Here is a 19,461-nt window from a genome sequence, read left to right on the forward strand (position 1 = left end):
CATCAGCGGTTGCGGAAGATCTCGCGCCAGGTGATGCGGCCGTCGGTGCAGGCGCCGCAGCGGTTGACCGTCTTCAGCGTGCCGTCGCCGGCGGAAATGATCGAGCGGAACAGGCACTGGCCCGCGCAGGCACCGGGCGTACCGGGGCTGCCGTCGGGGTTGGGCGGCGGCGTCGCGGGGATCCTGAACTGGCCGCCGCTCGCGCCTTCGAAGTAGTTGAGGTTGGTGATGCCGACGGCCCCCGCGGTCGTCACGCCGGGCACCGCGCCGGGAATGGCAACGCCGTTGATGGGGTCGAGCGCCATGTCGAAGGAGTTGCCGTCGAAGCGGCAGCCGTTGGAAGTCGCCGCAGGCGCCAGCGAGCGGATGTTGACGCGGTTGGTGTCCTCGCCGAAGGGGTTGAACACCACGCCTTCCGACGTGACCGGCAGGTTGGCATACCAGCCGAACTGGCCGCCCGTGTAGTTGACAGTGGCAGCGGCGATGTAGCGGATGCCCGACACGTCGGTCAGCGTCTGCTGCACCAGGGCGGTCTTGCCGACGGTCAGCGTGCCGGGGATGCCCGGCTTGTCGTAGATGCCGTACATGGTGTTGGTGTACGCCACGGTCATCGGGTAGTCGTTCGACTCGAGCGCCTTGCCGGTGGCGAACACGAGCTGGTAGCCGCCTTGCGGATTCGGGAAGGTGGTGATCGGCGTGGTGATCGGCTGCGGCGTGGTGACCGTGCCGACCAGCGTGGTGGCCTTGTACAGCGGCACCGGGTTGTTCGACCCATCGACGTTCGCGATCTTCCAGTTGGCCGGGTTCGCGCTGCTGACATCGAACTTCCAGACGTTGCCATACAGGTCGCCGGCATAGATGCGGTCGATGATGCCGTCGTTGTTGGTGTCGATGGCCGTGGGCGACGCAAGTCCGTTGTCAGTCTCAGTGGTGGCGACCTTCGGCGTGACGATCTTGATGAACTCCGTACCAGCGGCCCAGCCCGTCGCGCCCGCTGTCGCAGGGCCGTCGGCGAACAGGATGTAGAGCGCGGCCCTGCCGGTGGCGCTGTTGTAGCCATTGCCGTAGATGGCCGCCCACTTGCCGTTGGCCATGTAGCCGGACTGGAAGGGCTGCCCGTTCGAGCGGATGTTGGTGCGGCCGGTGATGTAGCCCATGTCGCTGGGCGCGGCCTCCGAGGCCTCCGTGAACTCCCACTTGACCAGGTTGGCGCCTGAGGTTTCCGTGATGGTGTGGGGCTTGGTCACGTCCAGCGCATAGACGCCCTTCGCGCCGCGGCCAAAGGCGCCGAAGAGGTAAGTCGACCAGGTGGTGCCGACCTTGACGTCGGCGGCCATGACGCTGCCGTCCATGGTGAGCCGATCGGTCGACTCGCCGAGGTAGAAGTCCTTGGCGGTGAGGGCCGTCAGCTTCGAATACGGCGGGGCCGAGGTGGTGGTGTAGAAGGCGCGCGGCAGGTAGGCGAAGAGTTCGTGCCCGTCGGCGCCGTCGAAGGCGTGCAGCATGCCGTCGTTGGCGCCGACGAAGACTGCCGCCCGCTGCTTGTTGCCGTTGGCAGCCACGATGCCGGTGCGGAAGGCGCCGTAGCCTCCGCCATATTGCGCGTTGGTGTAGCCGGCGGCAGGTGCGCCCACGTACCAGGGCGTGGAGTTGATGATGGCGCCGAGCCTGGCCGTGCGGATGCGGTAGCCGGTGTCGGATTCATTCGATGCGTCGCCGCGCAGCCAGTCGAGGCGGCTGGAGCCGTTGGCATCGACCACGCCGTTGGCCGGATTGGTGTTCAGCGCGGTCTGCTGCGTCGTGGACAGGTTGCCCCATCGGAAGGCGACCGGGCCGGTGTCGCGCATGGTGAGCACGGTGCGGTTGCCGTTCCAACCGAGGCCGCTGAGCGCGTTCGTGAGCAGCGCTCCGGCCTTCCAGTCTTCGGTGAGATTGACGACGCCGTTCGCGTCGAAGCTGTAGCGCGCGAATTCACCGCTGTTGTCCGCATCGATGGGGCTGCCCACCGTCTTCGGCTTGACGCTGTAGGTGCTGGCGTAGACGTAGCCGCCGGTCTGCGTTCTCGATGTCGTAGCGGCCGCCGGCGCCGCGCCGCCTGCAGCGAAGACAGAGTTGAACACGCTGGCCAGCGAGCGCTCGAGTTGCGCGGGGTCGATGGCGTAGAAGTACTTGTCGGGGATGCCGTCGCTGCCGGGGCTGCCGTCGACCTTCTTCGAGTCCCAGGCATTGACCGGCAGCACGGAGCCGGAGGCGTAGTTGCCGGCCACGCCACGGTCGAAGCCGCCGTACTTGGCCGCGTACCACATCGGGTCGCGCAGGGCTTCGCCGGAGACGCCGGTCATGGTGAAGGTGGCCGCCGTTGCGGGTTGCTGGAAATAGCAGCCGTTGCAACCGCCGCCGCTGAGGTTGGTGGCCGGCGTGACCGTCACCGGCGGGTTCGGGTCTGCGTAGACCGCGCCGTTGATGCCAGAGTGCATGTGCACGCCGTCCCTGTCGGTGCCCCCGATGGCATAGCCGAAGCCCATCGCATACGGCGTCGAGTTGTAGGCCGCATAGGTCGTGACAGTGATCTTGCCGTTGGCCACGCTGTACTCCAGCGTGCCCCACATGTCCTGGTCGTAGTCGCCGCCCTGTTCCGAGTCTTCCCACTGCACCACGAACTTGCCGTTCGTGGGCGTCTGGCTGACCACGCGGAAATCGACCAGCGCGCCCGCGCCACCGGTGCCGGAAAACAGGCGCATGGCCGGCTGGATCACGACGAACTTGCCGGCCTGGTTGGGCACCGGGATCTGGATGCGCGGCGTGGAGGTGGCCAGCGCCACGCCGTAGGTGTCGACCTTGAAAGCGTCCGTGAAGATCGTGCCCAGCGGCGGCGTGGTGTCCCGGATGCGGTTGGTGTGCGCATATTGCGCGGCGCCCGCCATGAGGAAGCCGCCGTAGCCGGTCGGCGCCTCCGGGCAGATGCCGACGCTGTCGGCGAGGGCGGTGATGGTCTTGTCGCTGCACAGGTTGTTGGTGTCGCCGGTGGTGCGGCCGACCGTCCACTTCTTGCCCGTCGCGTAGAGGCCCTCGGCCGCGCCGATGTCGTTGGTGAGCGTGGAGACCATGCCTTCGGTCAGCCCCTTCACGCCGGTCGCGCTGCTCCATTGGTCGTTGTCGTAGGAGCTGACGCTGGCATTGAAGTTGACCACGCTGGAGCGCCTGCAACTCACCGCGCCGAAGGTGGCGACGGTGCTGTCCGCGAACGGGTCGGTCCAGGTGGCGACCGTCAGGCCCAGGGCAGCATCCTTGCCGCCGCTGGTGTTGAAGGCGCCCGTGGGCGCCGCGCCCGCCATGTAGCGCAGCGACTCCAGGTACATCTCGCCGATCGGGTTGCCCCAGCTTCCGCAGCGCCCCTCCACCAGCCCGATCATTCCATAGTCGCACTGGTCGGCGCTGAGGTAGTAGCCTTGGTCGTAGTCGTAGCCATAGATGCGCAGCTTGTCGAGCGTCGAGACGATGCCGTCGACGCCGGTGAAATTGCCGGAGGGAAGGTCCACTTCCGGCGCGAATGGCGCGATGTTCTTGCGCAGCACGCCGCCCGAGATGTTCTTTTGATAGCTGCCGGTCATCAGGCCGAATCCGGCCTCGTTGCGCTCACCGTACTTCTGTAGCAGCCCGACCGGCTTGTAGTTGCCGTTGGGGTAGAGCTTGCAGCGGTTCTTTTCGTCGTCGGTGAAAGTCCACGAGTCGGGCTTGGTCGGATCGGTCAGGTCCAGCCCGGTCTTGCAGACTTGCACCCTGACCGTGTAGGTGCCCGGATTGAGCCCGCTGCCGCCCGGCCCCAGGGCTTGGCCGCCGGCGCCGCGCGAGGGGTTGCTGCCGGCGGCGTTCAGCCCCGTGACGGCCGGGTTGTTGCCGTTGTTGGCAGGCTTGTCTTCGGACCAGTAGCACTGCCAGCGCTCGTTGGAGTTCCAGAGGGAGTAGTTGCCTTTGGCCACCAGCATGGCCGGCGGGCCGGGCAGGTCATGCGAATACTGCAGGGTGCCGTTGCGGAACGTCGCATTGCAGATGGTGATCTCGCTGGTGCCTGAGTAGGGCGTGAGCTTCGCGATATCGTTGGCGTTGTAGTACTTGGCGAAGGCATGCGCGTCGGTCGGCAGGTGCGCGCGCTCCAGGATGGTCGTCGACGCAGCGCCGTTGGAACGCATGCCGCCATAGAGGATGCGGCGGATCACGTCCATCCGCGTCATGGTGGCCCAGTTGAGGAAGTTGCCGCTCCACTCGTTGGCGAGGGCGCCGCCGTAGTTGCAATAGTTGGTGGCATCGACCTTGCGTGTCGGCACGTAGTAGTTGGCGCCCGTGTCGTAGGTGTAGCAGCGCTGGTTGTCGAAGTAGCCGTAGTACTTGTAGGTGTGGCTGTACTGGGTCTCGATGACGCCGTCGCCGTCGAGGTCGGAGAACTCGTTGTACGCCTTGTAGGAAAGCTGGTGGTCCCGCGACAGGTTCAGCATCACCATCGGCGAGCCCTTGGTCTCCGTGAGGTACGGGGGCAAGGGCGTGAGGTTGACGGCGGAGGCCGAGGTCGCGAAAAGGCCCGCGGCCAGCAGCACCATCGCGCCGATCGCACGCATGAGCCATCGGTTCAGGATGCGTGCGTTCATTTCAGGGCCTTCACGGTGGTTTGCAGCAGGACATGCGTCGTCGGGTTGTTGCTGGGGCCGATGGCGCCATAGCCGGTGGCCGAGACGCGGTAGACGAAGGACTCGCCGAGCTTGAAGTACTCAATGAGGTACTTCGGCTGTTGGGCCACGGCGGGCAGCGCCTTTGCACCCGTGTAGTCGCCATAGGTGGCGGCGCGGCCCGCGATGCTCCAGTTGTCCTTCAGCTCCCAGACGGGCGTCGTGGCATCGGGCAGGCACAGGCCCAGCGCGCAGGTGGAGTCGAACTGGTCTGCGGTTTCCGGGGCGATGGGTGTCGAGCGGCAGGCGGGGGCGACGCATGCGCCCTTGATGTCCTTCTCCGCATCGCGCAGCGCCGACTCGGCCGCCTGGAAGGCCAGCGTGCGGTCGGCCTCGTTGCCGGCGATGCGCGCCGAGAGCGAGGAGCTCTGGATGGCGGTGATGCCGAGGATGCTCAGGATGATGAGGAACATCATCACCAGGAACAGCGAGATGCCGCGCTGGCGCCTCTGTGCGCGGCTGCGGGGCATGGCCCCTGTGGGTCGAACTTGCATGTCGTTCATGGCGCCGCCGTGTTGCGCAGCGCCACCGTGGCGCGGTAGGTACGGTAGCTCTCGGACGGGCCGGGCGTGATGGCCGTGCCGTAGCAATCCGTGTAGCTGGTTCCGGTGTCGTTGCCCGAGGCCTGGATGGTGCGGGCCAGCACGCAGACGTCGACGGCGGCGATGTTTTGCCAGTCCGGCGCGCTGGCCGGGATGGGCACCACCTTGCCCGCCGTCGAGATGTAGTTGAAGGCCAGTTGCTCGATGCCCGGCACCATCGGCTGGCTGCGCAGCACAAGGCCGACCGGCACGCCGTTGAGCACCGGCGTGGCGTCGGACGCGCAGCCGAGCTGGCCCATCGACCGAGTGCCGCTCGGCGTCTGCACGTTGACCTGCGAGACGAAGAAATAGGAGCGGACTTCGTAGGTCTGCACGGCGCCCGGGAGCTGCTTGCTTGCGGCTGCGCCGCTGGTGCAATCGAAGCCCTGTTGCCGGCCACCGCTGGAGGCGGGCGTGTCGGTCTCGTAGCGCGTGAAGATCGACGCCGAGGGTCGCTGGCCTGCGGGCGTGGAGGTTCGGCATGCCAGGTCGGCCGTCGTCAAGGCAGCGCTGGAGCTGGCGTTCACATAGCCGAAGTCGCAGCCTGCGAGCTTGTCGCCGAGCGGCAGCGTGGGGCCGGGCGCTGTCGGGTCCACCATCGCGAAGCCGGCGCTCTGGATCGACTTCGTCAGCAGGTTGATCGCGAAGCGGCCGTTCTCCTCCATCTGCGAGTTCTCGGAGACGGCGTTGTACGACTGCTTGGAATAGAGGTAGACGGCCGACGCGATGATGACCAGGATCAGGCCGATGGTCAGGCCGACCATCAGCTCGACCAGGGTGACGCCGCGCTGTTGCTCGCGGGAGCGACGGATGTGGGTGAGGGGAAGAGGGCGCATGGCTGGCTTCGCTGCTGCTGCGTTCACGGGACGATCGTGAAGTTGCGGCAGCGCACGCCCGCAGGGGCTGCCGCCGCAGCGGGACAGCAATTGCGCGCGTCGATGCCGGTGGTGGTGGCGGTGCATGTCGCGGTCTGGTCGAGGGTGCCGGCAGTGGTCAGGAAGTCCTTGTCCATGTACATCGACGTGACCACGAAGCCGCCTGCCACCGTGCCCGTGATCTGCATGGAGCCCTGCGGCAGCAGGGTCTGTGCTTTCAGCAGCAGGTCGGCGAGGTCGTCCGCGGCGGTCTGCGAGGCGGTGCATGCGCCGGTGGTGCGGCAGTTGAGCTTGGTCAGCGTCGCGGCCTTGCCAGTCGCATAGCTGGACGTGTACTGGTAATCGGCATCCACTGCCTTCGGGTTGGCGCGGATGCGCTCGCCGATGTCGCTGGTGATGTCGGTCACGCGATGCATGGACCAGGCGGCCTTCTGGAAGGTCAGGCCGCTGGCTTGCAGGCCGGCCAGGCCGAGCAGGCCGAAGGACATGACCAGCAGGGACACCAGGGCCTCGATCAGCGTGGCGCCCTTGATCTGGCATTTCCGCTGCCTGCGCGCGCGTCGCTGTGTGCTGCGGTGGGGAGTTGCCTGGCTCATTTCCGCGTCTCCGGTTCAGAAGTCGGGGCAGGTGGTCAGCGTGTAGTCGGCCACGCGGATGCGGCCCACCTTGCTGACGCAGATCGTTCGGCCGTAGCGGGCCTGGTAGGCGGTGTCCGTGGAGATCGCGTAGACCTTGAAGAACTGGGCTTCGCGGGCAAAGCCGGCGCTGCCGAAGGTCAGGACGCCGGCGGCGGAGCGGTCCATGCCCATCTGGGTGTTGGCCGGGTCGACGGCTGCTTGCGTCTTGAGCAGGATGTCGCCGGCGCTGAACGTCCCGTCGCCATCGACGTCCACGAAGGCCTGGATGTCATGGGTGTTCCAGGCGGTGGTGGAGACACAGGCGTTGCTGCCGCTGTTCTTGGGGCAGATGACCACGTCCTGATTGCGGACGATGGCTTCGCTGCGTGCGAGATTGGCGAGGCCGATGAAGCCGTTGACGCTGGAGGAGAGGCGGTTGCTGACCAGGAAGTCGCGCATGCTGGGCATGGCGAGGGCGACGATGACGCTGAGGACGATGACGGTGACGAGCAGTTCCAGGAGCGTTACGCCCCGGGCAGAGGCCAAGCTTGACGAGAGAGAGGGGGCTGCGCGTTTGTCACACATGTGTCTGATTGTCACCAGACTGCAACAAAGGTGTTACCGTTTAGCCCCCCAAATGGTGCCGCTTGTCGAAAACTTGACTACTAACGCATTACAAATATTCGTCCATCGTCTGCCCGAGCGCGCCTCAAGGCGCACGCGAACGCGATATACAAAAGGACAGTGCCGCATCCTGCGAAACGTGGTTTCCGTCAGCGCGGCGCCCGCGTCGACCGCCCGAAACCGAGGTTTCCGACTGTCTTGTGGCGAAATCTTGTAACCCTATCCGTTGCCTCAATCTGTCAGTCGCGGACAGATGAGGACGTGACAGAGGCTCGCGTTGGCATGAACGGGCGCAGCATACTACCTAAAAATGACGAGTTGTCCGCGCCCTTTACCCCGGTAGGCGATGAGCAAGGACCGGGGCAATAGTAAGTGCCAAAAACGACGTCGAAAATTGAGAACAGTCCACCAAAGTTCTTACCGAAAGCCTCTTCGTCTTGGGCGTGATGCCACCGGTGCATTGCCGGAGAAACGATCAACTTGCCGAAAATCCCGAAAGTCCACGGGAGGTTCGAGTGCACCAGATAGGAGTAGTAGTGGAAAACCGCGTATCCGACGGCGATCGACCACATAGGAAAGCCGATCAACGCGAGCATCATCATGTCAATGACCGCGGAGGTCACGCGATTGACTGGATGAAAGCGGTTGAGCGAAAACCAGTTCAACTGCTCGTCGCTATGGTGCATCTCGTGAAAGCGCCAAAGCAGAGGCGAATGCTCGAACCGATGGCGGAAATAAGCGATCAGATCAGCCATAAACACCGATAGGCATGCAATTGCCCAGTTAGGCAGAGATTCGATAAGCCGAGGCGCCACCGCATAGCGGAACACCGAACTGTGGATGAAAGAAGCAATGAGGGTCAGCGGCAGGATCATGACGATCCAGTTGAACGCAAAGACCATCACGTTCATCCTTAAGCTGCTCGGCGTGCACCGATCAATGACATCTTCGAGACTCCGTTTGAAAATTGTGAGGTCTAGCAGCAATATGAAAACGCCACCAATAAGCACGGGGCGCATGTCGTACGCATAGGTCAGCCAAGCGGACGTCAGGGCTTTAAAAAACTCGGACATGAGGCAGCGCCTTTTTAACGAGGCCTTGATCGCCGCCGGCCTAAAACTAGCCCAGACCAAGTTCTGGCAAGAGTGATAAATGGTTCAGTCAACAGCCATAAGAATTCACTTTGTTTTGCCCCCTCTACTCCTGTGGCCTTCATACATACCCCGGGGCAATAGAAGGTGCCGAACAACACATCAATGAAAGCAAACATGCCGGCAAAATTCCTGCCTTTGCTGCTGTCTCGCGCATGATGCCAGCGGTGCATTGCAGGAGAGACGATTATTTTTCCAAATCTTCCCAAAGTCCAAGGTAAATTGGAGTGAATAAAATAAGTATAGTAAGAAGCTATTACGCTCGCCGCGCCGATTGCCCACAACGGAAAGCCCACGGCGGCGAACGCCATGAAATCCACCGCGAAAACGAATGCCATATTCAGTGGATGACCTCGGTGCTCAGTGAACCAGGTCATCTGCTCGTCGCTGTGATGGAGCTCGTGCACTGGCCACAACCACACCGTGTGGAGCATTCGATGCAGGAAGTAGTTCACGAAGTCGACAAAGACGAGCGCCGCAATGACCACGAGCCACGCTGGTGCTGCGTCAAATCTTTCGGGTCTAATCAGGAGCGGTCCGTTACGCAAAACAAACTCATACGAGGCCGACGCCAAAACGGCATAGGGGATCGCAAGAACGAGCGCATTGAGCACGTAAATAAGGCAGTTGACACGAAGGCTGCTCGGCGTACATTGGAGATAAATTCCCCGAAAATTCCTGCGCTTACGAATCACCGATACCAGTAATAGGCAAAGCGCCAGCATGAGCAGCGAACGAACCTCCTCCACACCGCGCTCGACTATGGTGGAAAAAATTGCAGACGCATATTCGACTGAATCTTGCACGAGTGGTCCATTCGTCATGTCAAATGACCAAGGGAATCAGGCGATATCTCGTTCTTTTTTTATAGGCAGCATAGGTCGAATCCTTACAGAGAAGATTTTCCTCTTGCCAAATGCGAATCCCTTGAAAAACGTATAAGCCCACATAAAGGGCCAAGTTCGCAAAACTGTAACTGGCGACGAGAAAGCCGATGTGAGAAATTAAATAGCCCAGATAGATGGGATGCCGAACAATGCGATATGCCCCATGAGTAACAATACCACGATTGGCGGGCAATAGACCGAACGACCTGCCAAGGCAAACTTTGGCCCAGATCTGGATCAATATTCCGAACACTTGAAGGGAAGCGCTGAACCAAACGGGCATCAATTGCTGCCCCGAATCCAGAACGACTACAAAAAAGTAGAATGTCGCGACAACTGCGCTCGTACACGCGATGAATCCAAATTTTACTTCTGTAGGGCGCTTTGCAAAGATCACCAATACGACAAGAAGAACCTCTCCAGCCATAAGCAGTACTAGCGTTATAGTAGGCGCCTGGAGTATTCTGGGAATTATTCTTGCCAGAAATACAGAAAATGCCGCAACGACAATTGCCTTCGCACCCCAGTAGGCAAGATTGTCAAGCCAGACTTTTTGTTTTGAGTCTTCCAGAAGGTCACTCTTCATGGCATTGATTTCATGTGCAGATGCTGCTGCAAACGTTTATTCTCTTTCCGCCATACGACACTGTCCATGAAATAGTGGTGAATATTAATAAATATCGTTACACAAGCAATCGCAACGAATGTGCCCCCGGCCTCCCATGGCAGCCCGCCTCCGCCTAAATAGTCGATGATGCCTGGTGCGAACCAAAATACGATCGAAGCATAAAAAATGGTAGCGCCGAAAAAAGATATCAAGCCTAACCGCGTTTTACTTTCGTTTCCGTTTTTATTCTCGTTAATCTTGACACGCCACACTACCGCCATATATTGCAGCGAATGAAAAAACGGAATTACAAGGAGATAAGAGGGAATTGCCCAGGAAAACACTGTCCACAGATATAGTGTCACAGCGTATGCAAAAATCCCGCATACAGGAAGCTGGCCGCAAGTAAGACCCGAGTCTCGCCATTGCTTGAATGTTGAAATAACTTCGACTGAGCACCACAGAGTGGTGGCCCCCGCGGCGAGACAAGCAAGCCCAGTCACCCACCATGGCAAACTCACCTGCAACTGGAAAAACCCCCAGAAGTCGCTTCCGACCGCGCCATTATTTGCGATTGCCCAAGCCGCAGCCCAACACACATATGCATTGCCTAGCAGCGCCCGTCTTACAGAATGTGGCCAATAGCATTTCTTGACGGCCGCATACAACATTGCCATTCCGAATCCTTGCTTGACATAGTGCCAGCCGACCAAAAAACCAGTCAGGTTAATTGCGCCGGCGATGACTACGTTGCTTCCTTTTGCCCAAAAAAAGATAGCAATTGAAAGCAACGCAGCAAGTAGTCCTGGGACAAGGTAGGCCGCAATGCACCACATGCGCTTGTACGTGGTCGGCGCATCCGGCGCGTCAATACCCGCCTTCAAAGAATAGAACAATTGATACGAATGTATGAAATGGGGATGATTAACGATATTCGCAAGCACCCACATAACAAGCGCGAGCGTGGCGTACTGCGAGCTGGTTAAATCCACGATTCTCAGCCCTGCAAATGCGATCGCAGAGCCCCCGCCAAGCAACATCATGTCGGCGATAGGTCCGAAGAGATTTCCATGAGCGCCCGCACCATTCACGGCAGGTTGCGCGTCGAGGGCTGCGAGATGCATACCATATTTCAATTAAAAAAGGGCACTTGGTGCCCTTTTTTTAATGCCTTCGGTGTTAACCGGCGGCAGCAGGAGCGGCCACTGCTGAACGGCATTGCGATGGCACATACTTGTCCTTGTCGCCCAAGCACGTCCACACAATCGTGCCGGCCGCGTTTACAACGGGGGTCAGTGTCAAGGTGACGGTGCCGGCCTTTGCGGTTGTGACAATCGTAACGACGCCGCTGGTGTCGGCACACTTCACACTGGTGACATTTTCTGTGGCGGTCGTATTGTCAGTGAAGCCTTTGCACGCGCCTGCAGCAATAATGCCACCATTATTTGCTACGTTCTCACCCACTGTGGCTTTTAGAGACGAGGCAGCAATCATCGCCTCTGAAACTCGGCCGCGGACGGTGTAATCTTGGTATGCGGGCAATGCAACCGCAGCCAGAATACCGATGATCGCAACAACGATCATCAATTCGATAAGGGTAAAGCCGGCTTGTGCGCGGCGAGCAATGGAACGACGGTTCATCGACAAACTCCAGGTAGGTTGAGAGAGCCCGGGAAATTTCCCCAGAGCGGAGTTTCAACTGCAGCATCTGTGCCAATGGCAGCGTTCGCTTTGCAGAGCAACACGTTCGCGGATTTGTTCACATTCCGCCTACAACACCTGACATAACTTGCCGCTCCCATCGGCCCCCAAGTGACAATTTTTGTCAATTGACCCAAATGCGTCCTTCGGCTCAGCTCACAGCGTCAGCACCGCAGCCGCCTTCAACCACCGGATATCCCGCGCCTCCACCCCCTCCGCCTTCCACCCTTCGGCCAGCGCCCCGATCTGGCTCATGATCTCTTCCGTCTCGGCCGGCTTGGTGTGGGTGATGTAGATCGGGTAGTTCTTCCCGGCGCCGATCTGCGCCAACTCATGCGCCAGCGTCGCAGGCGACAGGTGCAGGCTGCGCCGCGCCAATGCCTGCTCGCGATTGCTGAACGCCGTTTCAATCACCAGCACGCCCACGTCAAGCTCGTTCACGCGACGCCAGAAGGGCTCGTTGCGTTCGGTGTCCCCACTGAAAACCCAATGGCTCGTCCCATTGGCGCAGCGCACCGCGTAGCCGCAGGCAGGCACGGTATGCACGGCCGGCAAGACCTCGATGTGCTTCGGCAGGCTGGTACCCAGTTGCAAGGTCTGCCCGATCGTCACGGGGTGAAAGGTGACGAAGGGCGATTCGGTACTGGGGATGCTGGCGAAGTCGGGCCAGATCACGTTGTTGAATACATGGGCGCGCAGCGCCTCGATGGTCGCGCGCAGCGCATGCACCCGTAGCGGCTTGGTGCGCAGGCTCGCCACGGTGTCGAGCATCAGGGGCAGGGAGGCAATGTGGTCGAGGTGCGAATGCGTCAGCACCACGTCGTCGATGCTCGCCATTTCCTCGAGGGAGAGGTCGCCCACACCGGTACCGGCGTCGACCAGGAGATCGTTGTCGATCAGGAACGAGGTCGTCCGGCAGTCCTTGGCAATGGCGCCTGAGCACCCCAACACTCGCACCTGCATATTGCAGCCGCCTCTTCTCTTGAACGCTACTTGGAATCGAACCGGGTTGCGCCGTCCCACTCCGGGTCAAAGGGCCGCAACTTCATTGAGGCTAAACGTTCCGCATACAACCGGTAAAGGACTTTTTTGGCATCCCCTGCCAACAGCGTGCCCAGCGCTGTCTGCGCTTCGTCGGGCTGCTGCGTTTGGTACGCCGCCAACATCCTGGCCCACAGGCGGAGTTGGCTGGCCTCTTCCGCGCCCAAGTCCGTCGCTCGGCCGACCGGGGCGTAGATGGTGACGGCCTGCTGCCGGCCCTTGACGCGCACGCGGTCCAGTTCCTGCCATGCGTAGGCGGGGGTCGACCGCATCGTGGCTTCGCTGGCCACGACGGTCGCGCCGTAGGTGGCACCGAGGCCTTCGAGGCGCGACGCCAGGTTCACCGCATCGCCGACCACGGTGTAGCTGCGCCGCACCGCGGAACCCATGTCGCCGACGCTCATCACGCCGGTGTTGATGCCGATGCCCACGCTGACTTGCGCCCGGCCGGCCTGGCGATTCTGTTCGCTGAGTTCACGGATCGCAGCGGCCATGTCGACGGCCGCCTGCACCGCCAGCCCCGCATGGTTCGGCGCGTCCACCGGCGCACCCCAGAAGGCCATGACGCAGTCGCCCATGTACTTGTCCACCGTGCCGCCGTACCGGCTGATGACCTGCGTGAGGCGGTTGAAGACAGTGTTGAGGAACTCCTGCAGTTCCTGCGGCGGGAGCTGCTCCGAAAGATTGGTGAATCCGCGCATGTCGCAGAACATCACGGTGAGTTCCTTGCTCTCCGCGCGCATGCTGTATTGCGCCGGGTGCTCGAGCATCTTCTCGACGAGCTGCGGCGGCACGTAGGTGCCGAACAGGTTGGCCAGCCCGCGCCGGCCGCGCTCTTCCACGAAGTAGCCCCAACCCATGTTGACCGCAAAGGCCGTGGCCATCATCAGCAGCGCCGATGCGATCGGCAGGACGAGCCCGGCTGACGCGAAAAGCCATGCGTTCAGCGCCACGACGGCCGCGAATGTGGCCAGGACAAGGCCCACCGCGCGAGACATCCGCAGCAAGGAAAGACCCACCGCGAGGATGAGCCCGGCAACAAGGACGACGACGATCTCGTAGCCCAGCGCATAGTCCGGCACGACGAGCAGGCGGCGGTCCATCAGGGCCGACAAGACATTGGCGTGCACTTCCACGCCCGGAAAGGTGGCGCTCGTTGGCGTGGCGCGCAGATCCTGCAACCCGGGCGCCGTGGTGCCCACAAGCACGATCTTGCCCCGGAGCTCAGCCGCCGCAAGCTCGCCCGCCAGCACCGCCATGGCCGGGACATACCGGAATGATCCCCCCAGCGCACCGCCGGGGCCGCGGTACGGGATCAGCATGCGTGCGCGCTGGTCGACCGGCACGCGCAATGCGTTCTGGCCGTTGCCGAGCACCAGCGCCTGCAGGGGTGGCCGGTCGGCGTCTTCGCGCAGCGGAAAGGATGCAAAGGTCGGCGTCACGGTCTGCATGCCCGACGCCAGCCGGAAGATCGCGAGGCCGAGCGATTCGTAGTACCCGGCCGGCGCCGCGCCGCCTTCATACCGGGCGATCAGGGGCGCGGCGCGCAGCAGGCCGTCGCTGGCCGATCCCAGGTCCGCATTGATGAAACCCGCGGTGCTGGCCGCATGCGCGAGCACGTCGATATTGCCGCCATAGCCATTCCATTCCGGCGCATAGGCGCCGTGCGGCGGAAAAGCGGTCAGGGCAAGCAGCGGTGGCGGCAGCGTTCCCTTGGAGAGCGGCTTCGCGCCTTGCGTGAAGTAGTACCCGAGCGCCACCGGGCGCCCCTGGATTGCGCGCGCGAAACTGCCGTCGTAGTCCAGCGACTCTTCGAGCCGCACCAGTTCCTTTGCCAGCGCCACGTCGTGCTGCAGCGGGCCGCGCGACAGCGCGCGCAGGTTCGCAAGCCCGGAGCTCTCGTCGACCTCCGCGAACACCACGTCGAAGCCGAGCACCGCCGCCTGTTGCCGGCCCACCAGTTCCTGGGTGAGGCGCGCCAGCTGGTTGCGGCTCCACGGCCATTGCCCGATCGCCTGGATGCTGGCGTCGTCGATGTCGACGATGACGATGCGCGGGTCGAGCGTCTGCGGCATCGTGGCGCGCAGGCGCCAGTCGTAGACGAAGCGGTCGAGGCTGTCGATGAAAGGGCGCCGCGGCATCACCACGGCATGGGTCAGCACCAGTGCCACCGGCACCAGCGTGATCAGGATGCGCTGCCAGTGTTTCAGCAGCGCAGCCATCGCGCGACGGGATCAGGTGTGGACGAACTGCATCCGGGTACCGCCGAGTTCGAGCACGTCGCCGTCCTGCAGCGCCACGGCATCGGTGCCGAGTGGTTCGCCATTGAGCACGGTGCCGCCATCGATCGGCGCCACCACGTAGCCCTGCAACCGACGCGTGACCGCGGCCACCGCGACGCCCGGCTTGCCGATGGTGGTGACGACTTTTTGCAGCGAGAGTTCGCGGCCGGCCCCGGCGCCGGAGAGCACGCGGATGACCGCGATGCCACTCGCGGGCACGAGCGGCGCGATTTCAGTGGGGGCGGTGGACAGCGGAATGGGCGCCGACGCAACCGCGGTGCGCACCGGCATGGCGTGTTCGGACGCGGCGCTGGTCGCCAGGTACCGGATCTTGTACTTGCCGACTTCGATGACGTCGTTGTGCTCCAGCGCCTGCTTCTTGATGGCGCGGGCGTTGATGTAGGTGCCGTTGGTGCTGTTGAGATCTTCAAGATAGACATCGCTGCCGATCATGTGCAGAACGGCATGCTCTCCGCTGATCGCCAGATTGTCGATCACGATGTCGTTGTAGGGCCGCCGACCGAGCGTGGTGCGGTCCTTGGCAAGCGTGACTTCCTTGATCACGACTCCGTCGATCGAAACGATCAATTTCGGCATGGCCGACTCCTGGATCTCAGTACGAACGTTTTAAGTATCAGCAAGATGCTCGCCAGCCCCGTCTCCGCACGCATTGCCATTCAAGCTGAGGCATCGGGTGCAGAAATGTTGCCGGCGCGAGCAAGAACTACAGATATGTTGTCCCGGCCGCCATTCTCGTTTGCAATTGCAACCAAAAGCGTTGCCTTTTCTGACAATTCGATATCTTGTAACAAAAGCGTGAAAAGCTGCTCTTCGAGAACCATTTCACTCAGTCCGTCCGAACATAACAGGTACAGGTCGCCCGGGCGCACACTGTGTTCGTGCATTTCCAGGTCGACGTGGCGCTCGATGCCCAGTGCGCGAGTGACCAGATTGCGGTGCGGCGACAGCGCCGCTTGCGCCGCCGTGATGGCGCCCGAGTCCATCTGTTCCTGCAGGAGAGAGTGGTCGCGCGTCAACTGTTCCAGAACGCCCGCCCGCAACCTGTAACAACGCGAGTCGCCAATGTGGCCGACGATCACGCGATGCGGCCCGAACGCGGCCACGACAAGGGTTGTCCCCATGCCCTGGAGTTGCAAATTTGCAACGCCCGCTTCCAGGATGGCGTCGTTGGCCTCGTCCACGCCGGCCTGCAACGCACGCCGGACCGCGCGCGCATGGGCCCGGGGACCGGCATGGGCCAGCCAGCGCCCGAAGCTCGCCTGCAGCAGCGCGATGGCCATGCCGCTCGCCACCTCGCCGCCGTTGTAGCCCCCCATGCCGTCGGCCAGGATGGCCAGGCCGAGCGCAGGGTCGAAGGCGATGGCGTCTTCGTTGTTCGCCCGCACCCGCCCGGAATCCGTCAGCGCCGCGAAATCCCAAGGCAAGGACACGGCTCCAGGGGAATATGCGGCGCCGGTGATTGCCATGTGCGAGGTCTTTCGTGTCAAGTCGCCGCGTGGGCGCGCTGCTGCATGGAGCGACCGATGGCCACCACGATGGCCGCCCCTGCCGCTGCAGCAGCGTAATGCAGCCACGGATTCACCGCCAGTACGTCATGCAGCGAAACGTCTTCCACGATCGTCTCGCCACCCACCCAACCGATCAGCGCGGCACCCAGCATCACGATGATCGGGAAGCGCTCCATCACCTTGATCATCAACGTGCTGCCGAAGATCACCAGCGGAATGCTGATCGCCAGGCCCAGGATCAGCAACACCATGTCGCCGCTTGCAGCGGCCGCCACGGCAATGACGTTGTCGAGGCTCATCACCAGGTCGGCAATGAGGATTGTGCGGATCGCGGCGGCCAGGGTTCCGTATTCCTTGCCCTCGCCCTCGTCTTGCTCGTCGTCGCTGAGCAGTTGCACGCCGATCCAGAGCAAGAGCAGGCCGCCAGCGATCTGCAGGTAGGGCAGCGCCAACAACTTGGCGGCAACGACTGTCAGCACGATGCGTAGCACCACGGCTGCCCCGGAGCCGAACATCACGGCTTTCTTTTGCTGTTGCGGCGGCAGTGAGCGCGCAGCCAGCGCGATGACCACCGCGTTGTCACCGGAAAGGATGATGTTGATCCAGACGATCTTCATCAGGCCCAACCAGAAATCAGTCGAATAAAGGAATTCCATCCATCGTGCTCCGAGCCCTATGTCTGGAACCAAAAAAGCGCCGGCAACCAACGTTGCGGGCGCCTTTTTCCAGATGCAGGCAGTTGTTTTGCCAAGCGCGAATTTACAAACGTGATTTCAGCAGTTTGCCCAATTCCGAGAAGTTGCGCGTCACGGTGAACCCGCACTCTTCCATGATCGCCAGCTTGGCATCGGCCGTGTCGGCGCCGCCCGAGATCAGCGCGCCGGCGTGGCCCATGCGCTTGCCCGGAGGCGCGGTGACGCCTGCGATGAAGCCGACGATCGGCTTCTTCATGTTGTCCTTGCACCAGCGCGCGGCGTCGGCTTCGTCCGGGCCGCCGATTTCGCCGATCATGATGACGGCGTCGGTGTCGGGGTCGTCGTTGAAGGCTTTCATCACGTCGATGTGCTTCAGGCCGTTGATCGGGTCGCCGCCGATGCCGACCGCTGTCGACTGGCCGAGGCCGATTTCCGTCAGCTGCGCCACCGCTTCATACGTCAGCGTGCCCGAGCGCGAGACCACGCCGATGCGGCCCTTGCGGTGGATGTGGCCCGGCATGATGCCGATCTTGATTTCGTCGGGCGTGATCAGGCCGGGGCAGTTCGGGCCGAGCAGCAAGGTCTTCTTGCCGCCGGCCGCTTCCTTGGCCTTCATCCTGTTGCGCACTTCGAGCATGTCGCGCACCGGGATGCCTTCGGTGATGCAGATCGCCATGTCGAGGTCAGCCTCGACGGCTTCCCAGATGGCTGCGGCGGCGCCCGGAGGCGGCACGTAGATCACCGACACGGTGGCGCCGGTCTGCGATGCGGCTTCCTTGACCGAGCCGAAGATCGGGATGTTGAAGATCGATTCGCCGGCCTTCTTCGGGTTCACGCCCGCGACGAAGCAGTTCTTGCCGTTCGCGTATTCCTGGCACTTCTCCGTGTGGAACTGGCCGGTCTTGCCGGTGATGCCCTGGGTGATGACCTTGGTGTCTTTGTTGATGTAGATCGACATGCTTGTTCCTTAGGCCTTGGCTTTGACTGCTGCGACGACCTTCTGGGCCGCTTCCGCCATGGTGTCGGCGCTGATGATCGGCAGGCCCGAATCAGCCAGCAGCTTCTTGCCTTCGACTTCGTTGGTGCCCTTCATGCGCACGACCAGCGGCACTTGCAGGTTCACCGCCTTGCAGGCTGCGATCACGCCGGTGGCGATGGTGTCGCACTTCATGATGCCGCCGAAGATGTTCACGAGGATGGCTTCCACGTTCTTGTTCTTCAGCATGATCTTGAAGGCTTCGGTGACCTTCTCGGGGGTGGCGCCGCCGCCCACGTCGAGGAAGTTGGCCGGTTCGCCGCCGAAGAGCTTGATGGTGTCCATGGTGGCCATGGCCAGGCCGGCGCCGTTCACCAGGCAACCGATGTTGCCGTCGAGAGAGATGTAGGCCAGGTCGAACTTGCTGGCTTCGACTTCTGCCGCATCCTCTTCGTCGAGGTCGCGCAGGGCGACGATCTCGGGATGGCGGAACAGCGCGTTGCTGTCGAAGTTGAACTTGGCGTCCAGCGCCATGACCTTGCCCTTGCTGTCACGGTTGAGCGGGTTGATCTCGACCAGCGAGGCATCCGTCTCCATGTAGCAGGCGTAGAGCTTCTTGAGGATGTCGACGGTCTGCGCGGTGGAATCGGCCGGCATGCCGATGCCGTCTGAGATTTCCTTCGCTTGCGCGTCGGTCAGGCCGACCTTGGGGTCGGCCAAGACGGTGATGATCTTCTCGGGCGTGTCGTGCGCGACGGCCTCGATGTCCATGCCGCCTTCGCTGGAGGCGATGAACGCGACCTTCTGCGTGGCGCGGTCGGTCACGGCCGACACGTAGTATTCCTTGTTGATGTCGGCGCCGTCCTCGATGTAGAGGCGGCGGACCTTCTGGCCTTCGGGGCCGGTCTGGTGCGTGACGAGTTGCATGCCGAGAATCTCGCCGGCCAGGCGCTTGACGTCGTCGATGCTCTTGGCGACCTTGACGCCGCCGCCCTTGCCGCGGCCACCCGCGTGGATCTGGGCCTTGACTACCCACACCGGGCCGCCGAGCTTCTGGGCGGCCTCGACCGCCTCCTGCACCGTGTATGCCGGAATGCCACGCGGCACCGGCACACCAAACTTGGCAAGGATTTCCTTGCCTTGGTATTCGTGAATCTTCATGAGGATGTCTCTC

General features: G+C 62.3%; 17 protein-coding genes. All 17 read right to left on the reverse strand.

The window, feature by feature from the left end:
- Positions 1-2: 2 nt before the first annotated feature.
- The 17 genes from HB681_RS22965 to sucC all read right to left on the reverse strand — a co-directional run bounded on the left by HB681_RS22965 (position 3) and on the right by sucC (position 19,448).
- Positions 3-4,643: a PilC/PilY family type IV pilus protein gene (locus HB681_RS22965; protein WP_213957186.1), complete on the reverse strand. Its 4,641-nt coding sequence runs from the start codon at positions 4,641-4,643 to the stop codon at positions 3-5.
- On the reverse strand, positions 4,640-5,191 hold the full coding sequence (locus HB681_RS22970; RefSeq protein WP_213957187.1) for a PilX N-terminal domain-containing pilus assembly protein: 552 nt from the start codon (positions 5,189-5,191) through the stop codon (positions 4,640-4,642). The genes HB681_RS22965 and HB681_RS22970 overlap by 4 nt, the downstream gene beginning before the upstream one ends.
- A gap of 29 nt (positions 5,192-5,220) precedes the next feature.
- Positions 5,221-6,138 carry a PilW family protein gene (locus HB681_RS22975; protein WP_213957309.1) on the reverse strand — a complete coding sequence of 306 codons (918 nt, stop codon included), beginning with the start codon at positions 6,136-6,138 and terminating at the stop codon, positions 5,221-5,223.
- Between the two features lie 23 nt (positions 6,139-6,161).
- Positions 6,162-6,773 (reverse strand): type IV pilus modification protein PilV, encoded by a 612-nt coding sequence (gene pilV / locus HB681_RS22980; RefSeq protein WP_213957188.1) that lies wholly within the window; start codon positions 6,771-6,773, stop codon positions 6,162-6,164.
- Between the two features lie 15 nt (positions 6,774-6,788).
- Positions 6,789-7,340 (reverse strand): GspH/FimT family pseudopilin, encoded by a 552-nt coding sequence (locus HB681_RS22985; RefSeq protein ID WP_213957189.1) that lies wholly within the window; start codon positions 7,338-7,340, stop codon positions 6,789-6,791.
- A gap of 317 nt (positions 7,341-7,657) precedes the next feature.
- Positions 7,658-8,491 (reverse strand): sterol desaturase family protein, encoded by an 834-nt coding sequence (locus HB681_RS22990; protein WP_213957190.1) that lies wholly within the window; start codon positions 8,489-8,491, stop codon positions 7,658-7,660.
- Between the two features lie 14 nt (positions 8,492-8,505).
- Positions 8,506-9,375 (reverse strand): sterol desaturase family protein, encoded by an 870-nt coding sequence (locus HB681_RS22995; RefSeq protein WP_213957191.1) that lies wholly within the window; start codon positions 9,373-9,375, stop codon positions 8,506-8,508.
- A gap of 19 nt (positions 9,376-9,394) precedes the next feature.
- Positions 9,395-10,042 carry an isoprenylcysteine carboxylmethyltransferase family protein gene (locus tag HB681_RS23000; RefSeq protein ID WP_213957192.1) on the reverse strand — a complete coding sequence of 216 codons (648 nt, stop codon included), beginning with the start codon at positions 10,040-10,042 and terminating at the stop codon, positions 9,395-9,397.
- Positions 10,039-11,187, reverse strand: a complete 1,149-nt coding sequence (locus HB681_RS23005; RefSeq protein WP_213957193.1) for a hypothetical protein — start codon at positions 11,185-11,187, stop codon at positions 10,039-10,041. The genes HB681_RS23000 and HB681_RS23005 overlap by 4 nt, the downstream gene beginning before the upstream one ends.
- 55 nt (positions 11,188-11,242) lie before the next feature.
- A complete protein-coding gene (locus tag HB681_RS38280; RefSeq protein ID WP_275946414.1) occupies positions 11,243-11,704 on the reverse strand; it encodes a pilin in 462 nt (153 codons plus the stop codon).
- 216 nt (positions 11,705-11,920) lie between these two features.
- On the reverse strand, positions 11,921-12,727 hold the full coding sequence (locus tag HB681_RS23015) for a 3',5'-cyclic-nucleotide phosphodiesterase (RefSeq protein WP_213957194.1): 807 nt from the start codon (positions 12,725-12,727) through the stop codon (positions 11,921-11,923).
- 26 nt (positions 12,728-12,753) lie between these two features.
- Entirely contained in the window at positions 12,754-15,027 is a 2,274-nt protein-coding gene (locus tag HB681_RS23020; RefSeq protein ID WP_213957195.1) for an adenylate/guanylate cyclase domain-containing protein, read from the reverse strand.
- 12 nt (positions 15,028-15,039) lie between these two features.
- Positions 15,040-15,684, reverse strand: coding sequence for an FHA domain-containing protein (locus HB681_RS23025; protein WP_213957196.1), 645 nt, complete (start codon positions 15,682-15,684; stop codon positions 15,040-15,042).
- Between the two features lie 80 nt (positions 15,685-15,764).
- The gene (locus tag HB681_RS23030) at positions 15,765-16,574 is read right to left on the reverse strand and encodes a Stp1/IreP family PP2C-type Ser/Thr phosphatase (RefSeq protein WP_213957197.1); all 810 of its coding nucleotides are present in this window, start codon (positions 16,572-16,574) and stop codon (positions 15,765-15,767) included.
- Positions 16,575-16,591: 17 nt separating this feature from the next.
- Positions 16,592-17,272 carry a TerC family protein gene (locus tag HB681_RS23035; protein ID WP_213957198.1) on the reverse strand — a complete coding sequence of 227 codons (681 nt, stop codon included), beginning with the start codon at positions 17,270-17,272 and terminating at the stop codon, positions 16,592-16,594.
- Between the two features lie 103 nt (positions 17,273-17,375).
- Positions 17,376-18,269, reverse strand: coding sequence for a succinate--CoA ligase subunit alpha (gene sucD / locus HB681_RS23040; protein WP_213957199.1), 894 nt, complete (start codon positions 18,267-18,269; stop codon positions 17,376-17,378).
- A 9-nt stretch (positions 18,270-18,278) separates the two neighbouring features.
- Entirely contained in the window at positions 18,279-19,448 is a 1,170-nt protein-coding gene (gene sucC, locus HB681_RS23045; protein WP_213957200.1) for an ADP-forming succinate--CoA ligase subunit beta, read from the reverse strand.
- Between the last annotated feature and the right edge of the window lie 13 nt (positions 19,449-19,461).

Source organism: Variovorax sp. dw_954, assembly GCF_018449755.1.
Lineage (GTDB): Bacteria > Pseudomonadota > Gammaproteobacteria > Burkholderiales > Burkholderiaceae_C > Variovorax.

Bases quoted from the DNA above. Each gene is read 5' to 3' on its own strand.
- HB681_RS23015 (WP_213957194.1), bottom strand. From the start codon at position 12,727: ATGCAGGTGCGAGTGTTGGGGTGCTCAGGCGCCATTGCCAAGGACTGC.
- HB681_RS22965 (WP_213957186.1), bottom strand. From the start codon at position 4,643: ATGAACGCACGCATCCTGAACCGATGGCTCATGCGTGCGATCGGCGCG.
- HB681_RS23005 (WP_213957193.1), bottom strand. From the start codon at position 11,187: ATGCATCTCGCAGCCCTCGACGCGCAACCTGCCGTGAATGGTGCGGGC.
- HB681_RS23025 (WP_213957196.1), bottom strand. From the start codon at position 15,684: ATGCCGAAATTGATCGTTTCGATCGACGGAGTCGTGATCAAGGAAGTC.
- HB681_RS22990 (WP_213957190.1), bottom strand. From the start codon at position 8,491: ATGTCCGAGTTTTTTAAAGCCCTGACGTCCGCTTGGCTGACCTATGCG.
- HB681_RS22970 (WP_213957187.1), bottom strand. From the start codon at position 5,191: ATGCCCCGCAGCCGCGCACAGAGGCGCCAGCGCGGCATCTCGCTGTTC.
- HB681_RS23035 (WP_213957198.1), bottom strand. From the start codon at position 17,272: ATGGAATTCCTTTATTCGACTGATTTCTGGTTGGGCCTGATGAAGATC.
- HB681_RS22975 (WP_213957309.1), bottom strand. From the start codon at position 6,138: ATGCGCCCTCTTCCCCTCACCCACATCCGTCGCTCCCGCGAGCAACAG.
- sucD (WP_213957199.1), bottom strand. From the start codon at position 18,269: ATGTCGATCTACATCAACAAAGACACCAAGGTCATCACCCAGGGCATC.
- HB681_RS23000 (WP_213957192.1), bottom strand. From the start codon at position 10,042: ATGAAGAGTGACCTTCTGGAAGACTCAAAACAAAAAGTCTGGCTTGAC.
- sucC (WP_213957200.1), bottom strand. From the start codon at position 19,448: ATGAAGATTCACGAATACCAAGGCAAGGAAATCCTTGCCAAGTTTGGT.
- HB681_RS38280 (WP_275946414.1), bottom strand. From the start codon at position 11,704: ATGAACCGTCGTTCCATTGCTCGCCGCGCACAAGCCGGCTTTACCCTT.
- pilV (WP_213957188.1), bottom strand. From the start codon at position 6,773: ATGAGCCAGGCAACTCCCCACCGCAGCACACAGCGACGCGCGCGCAGG.
- HB681_RS23020 (WP_213957195.1), bottom strand. From the start codon at position 15,027: ATGGCTGCGCTGCTGAAACACTGGCAGCGCATCCTGATCACGCTGGTG.
- HB681_RS23030 (WP_213957197.1), bottom strand. From the start codon at position 16,574: ATGGCAATCACCGGCGCCGCATATTCCCCTGGAGCCGTGTCCTTGCCT.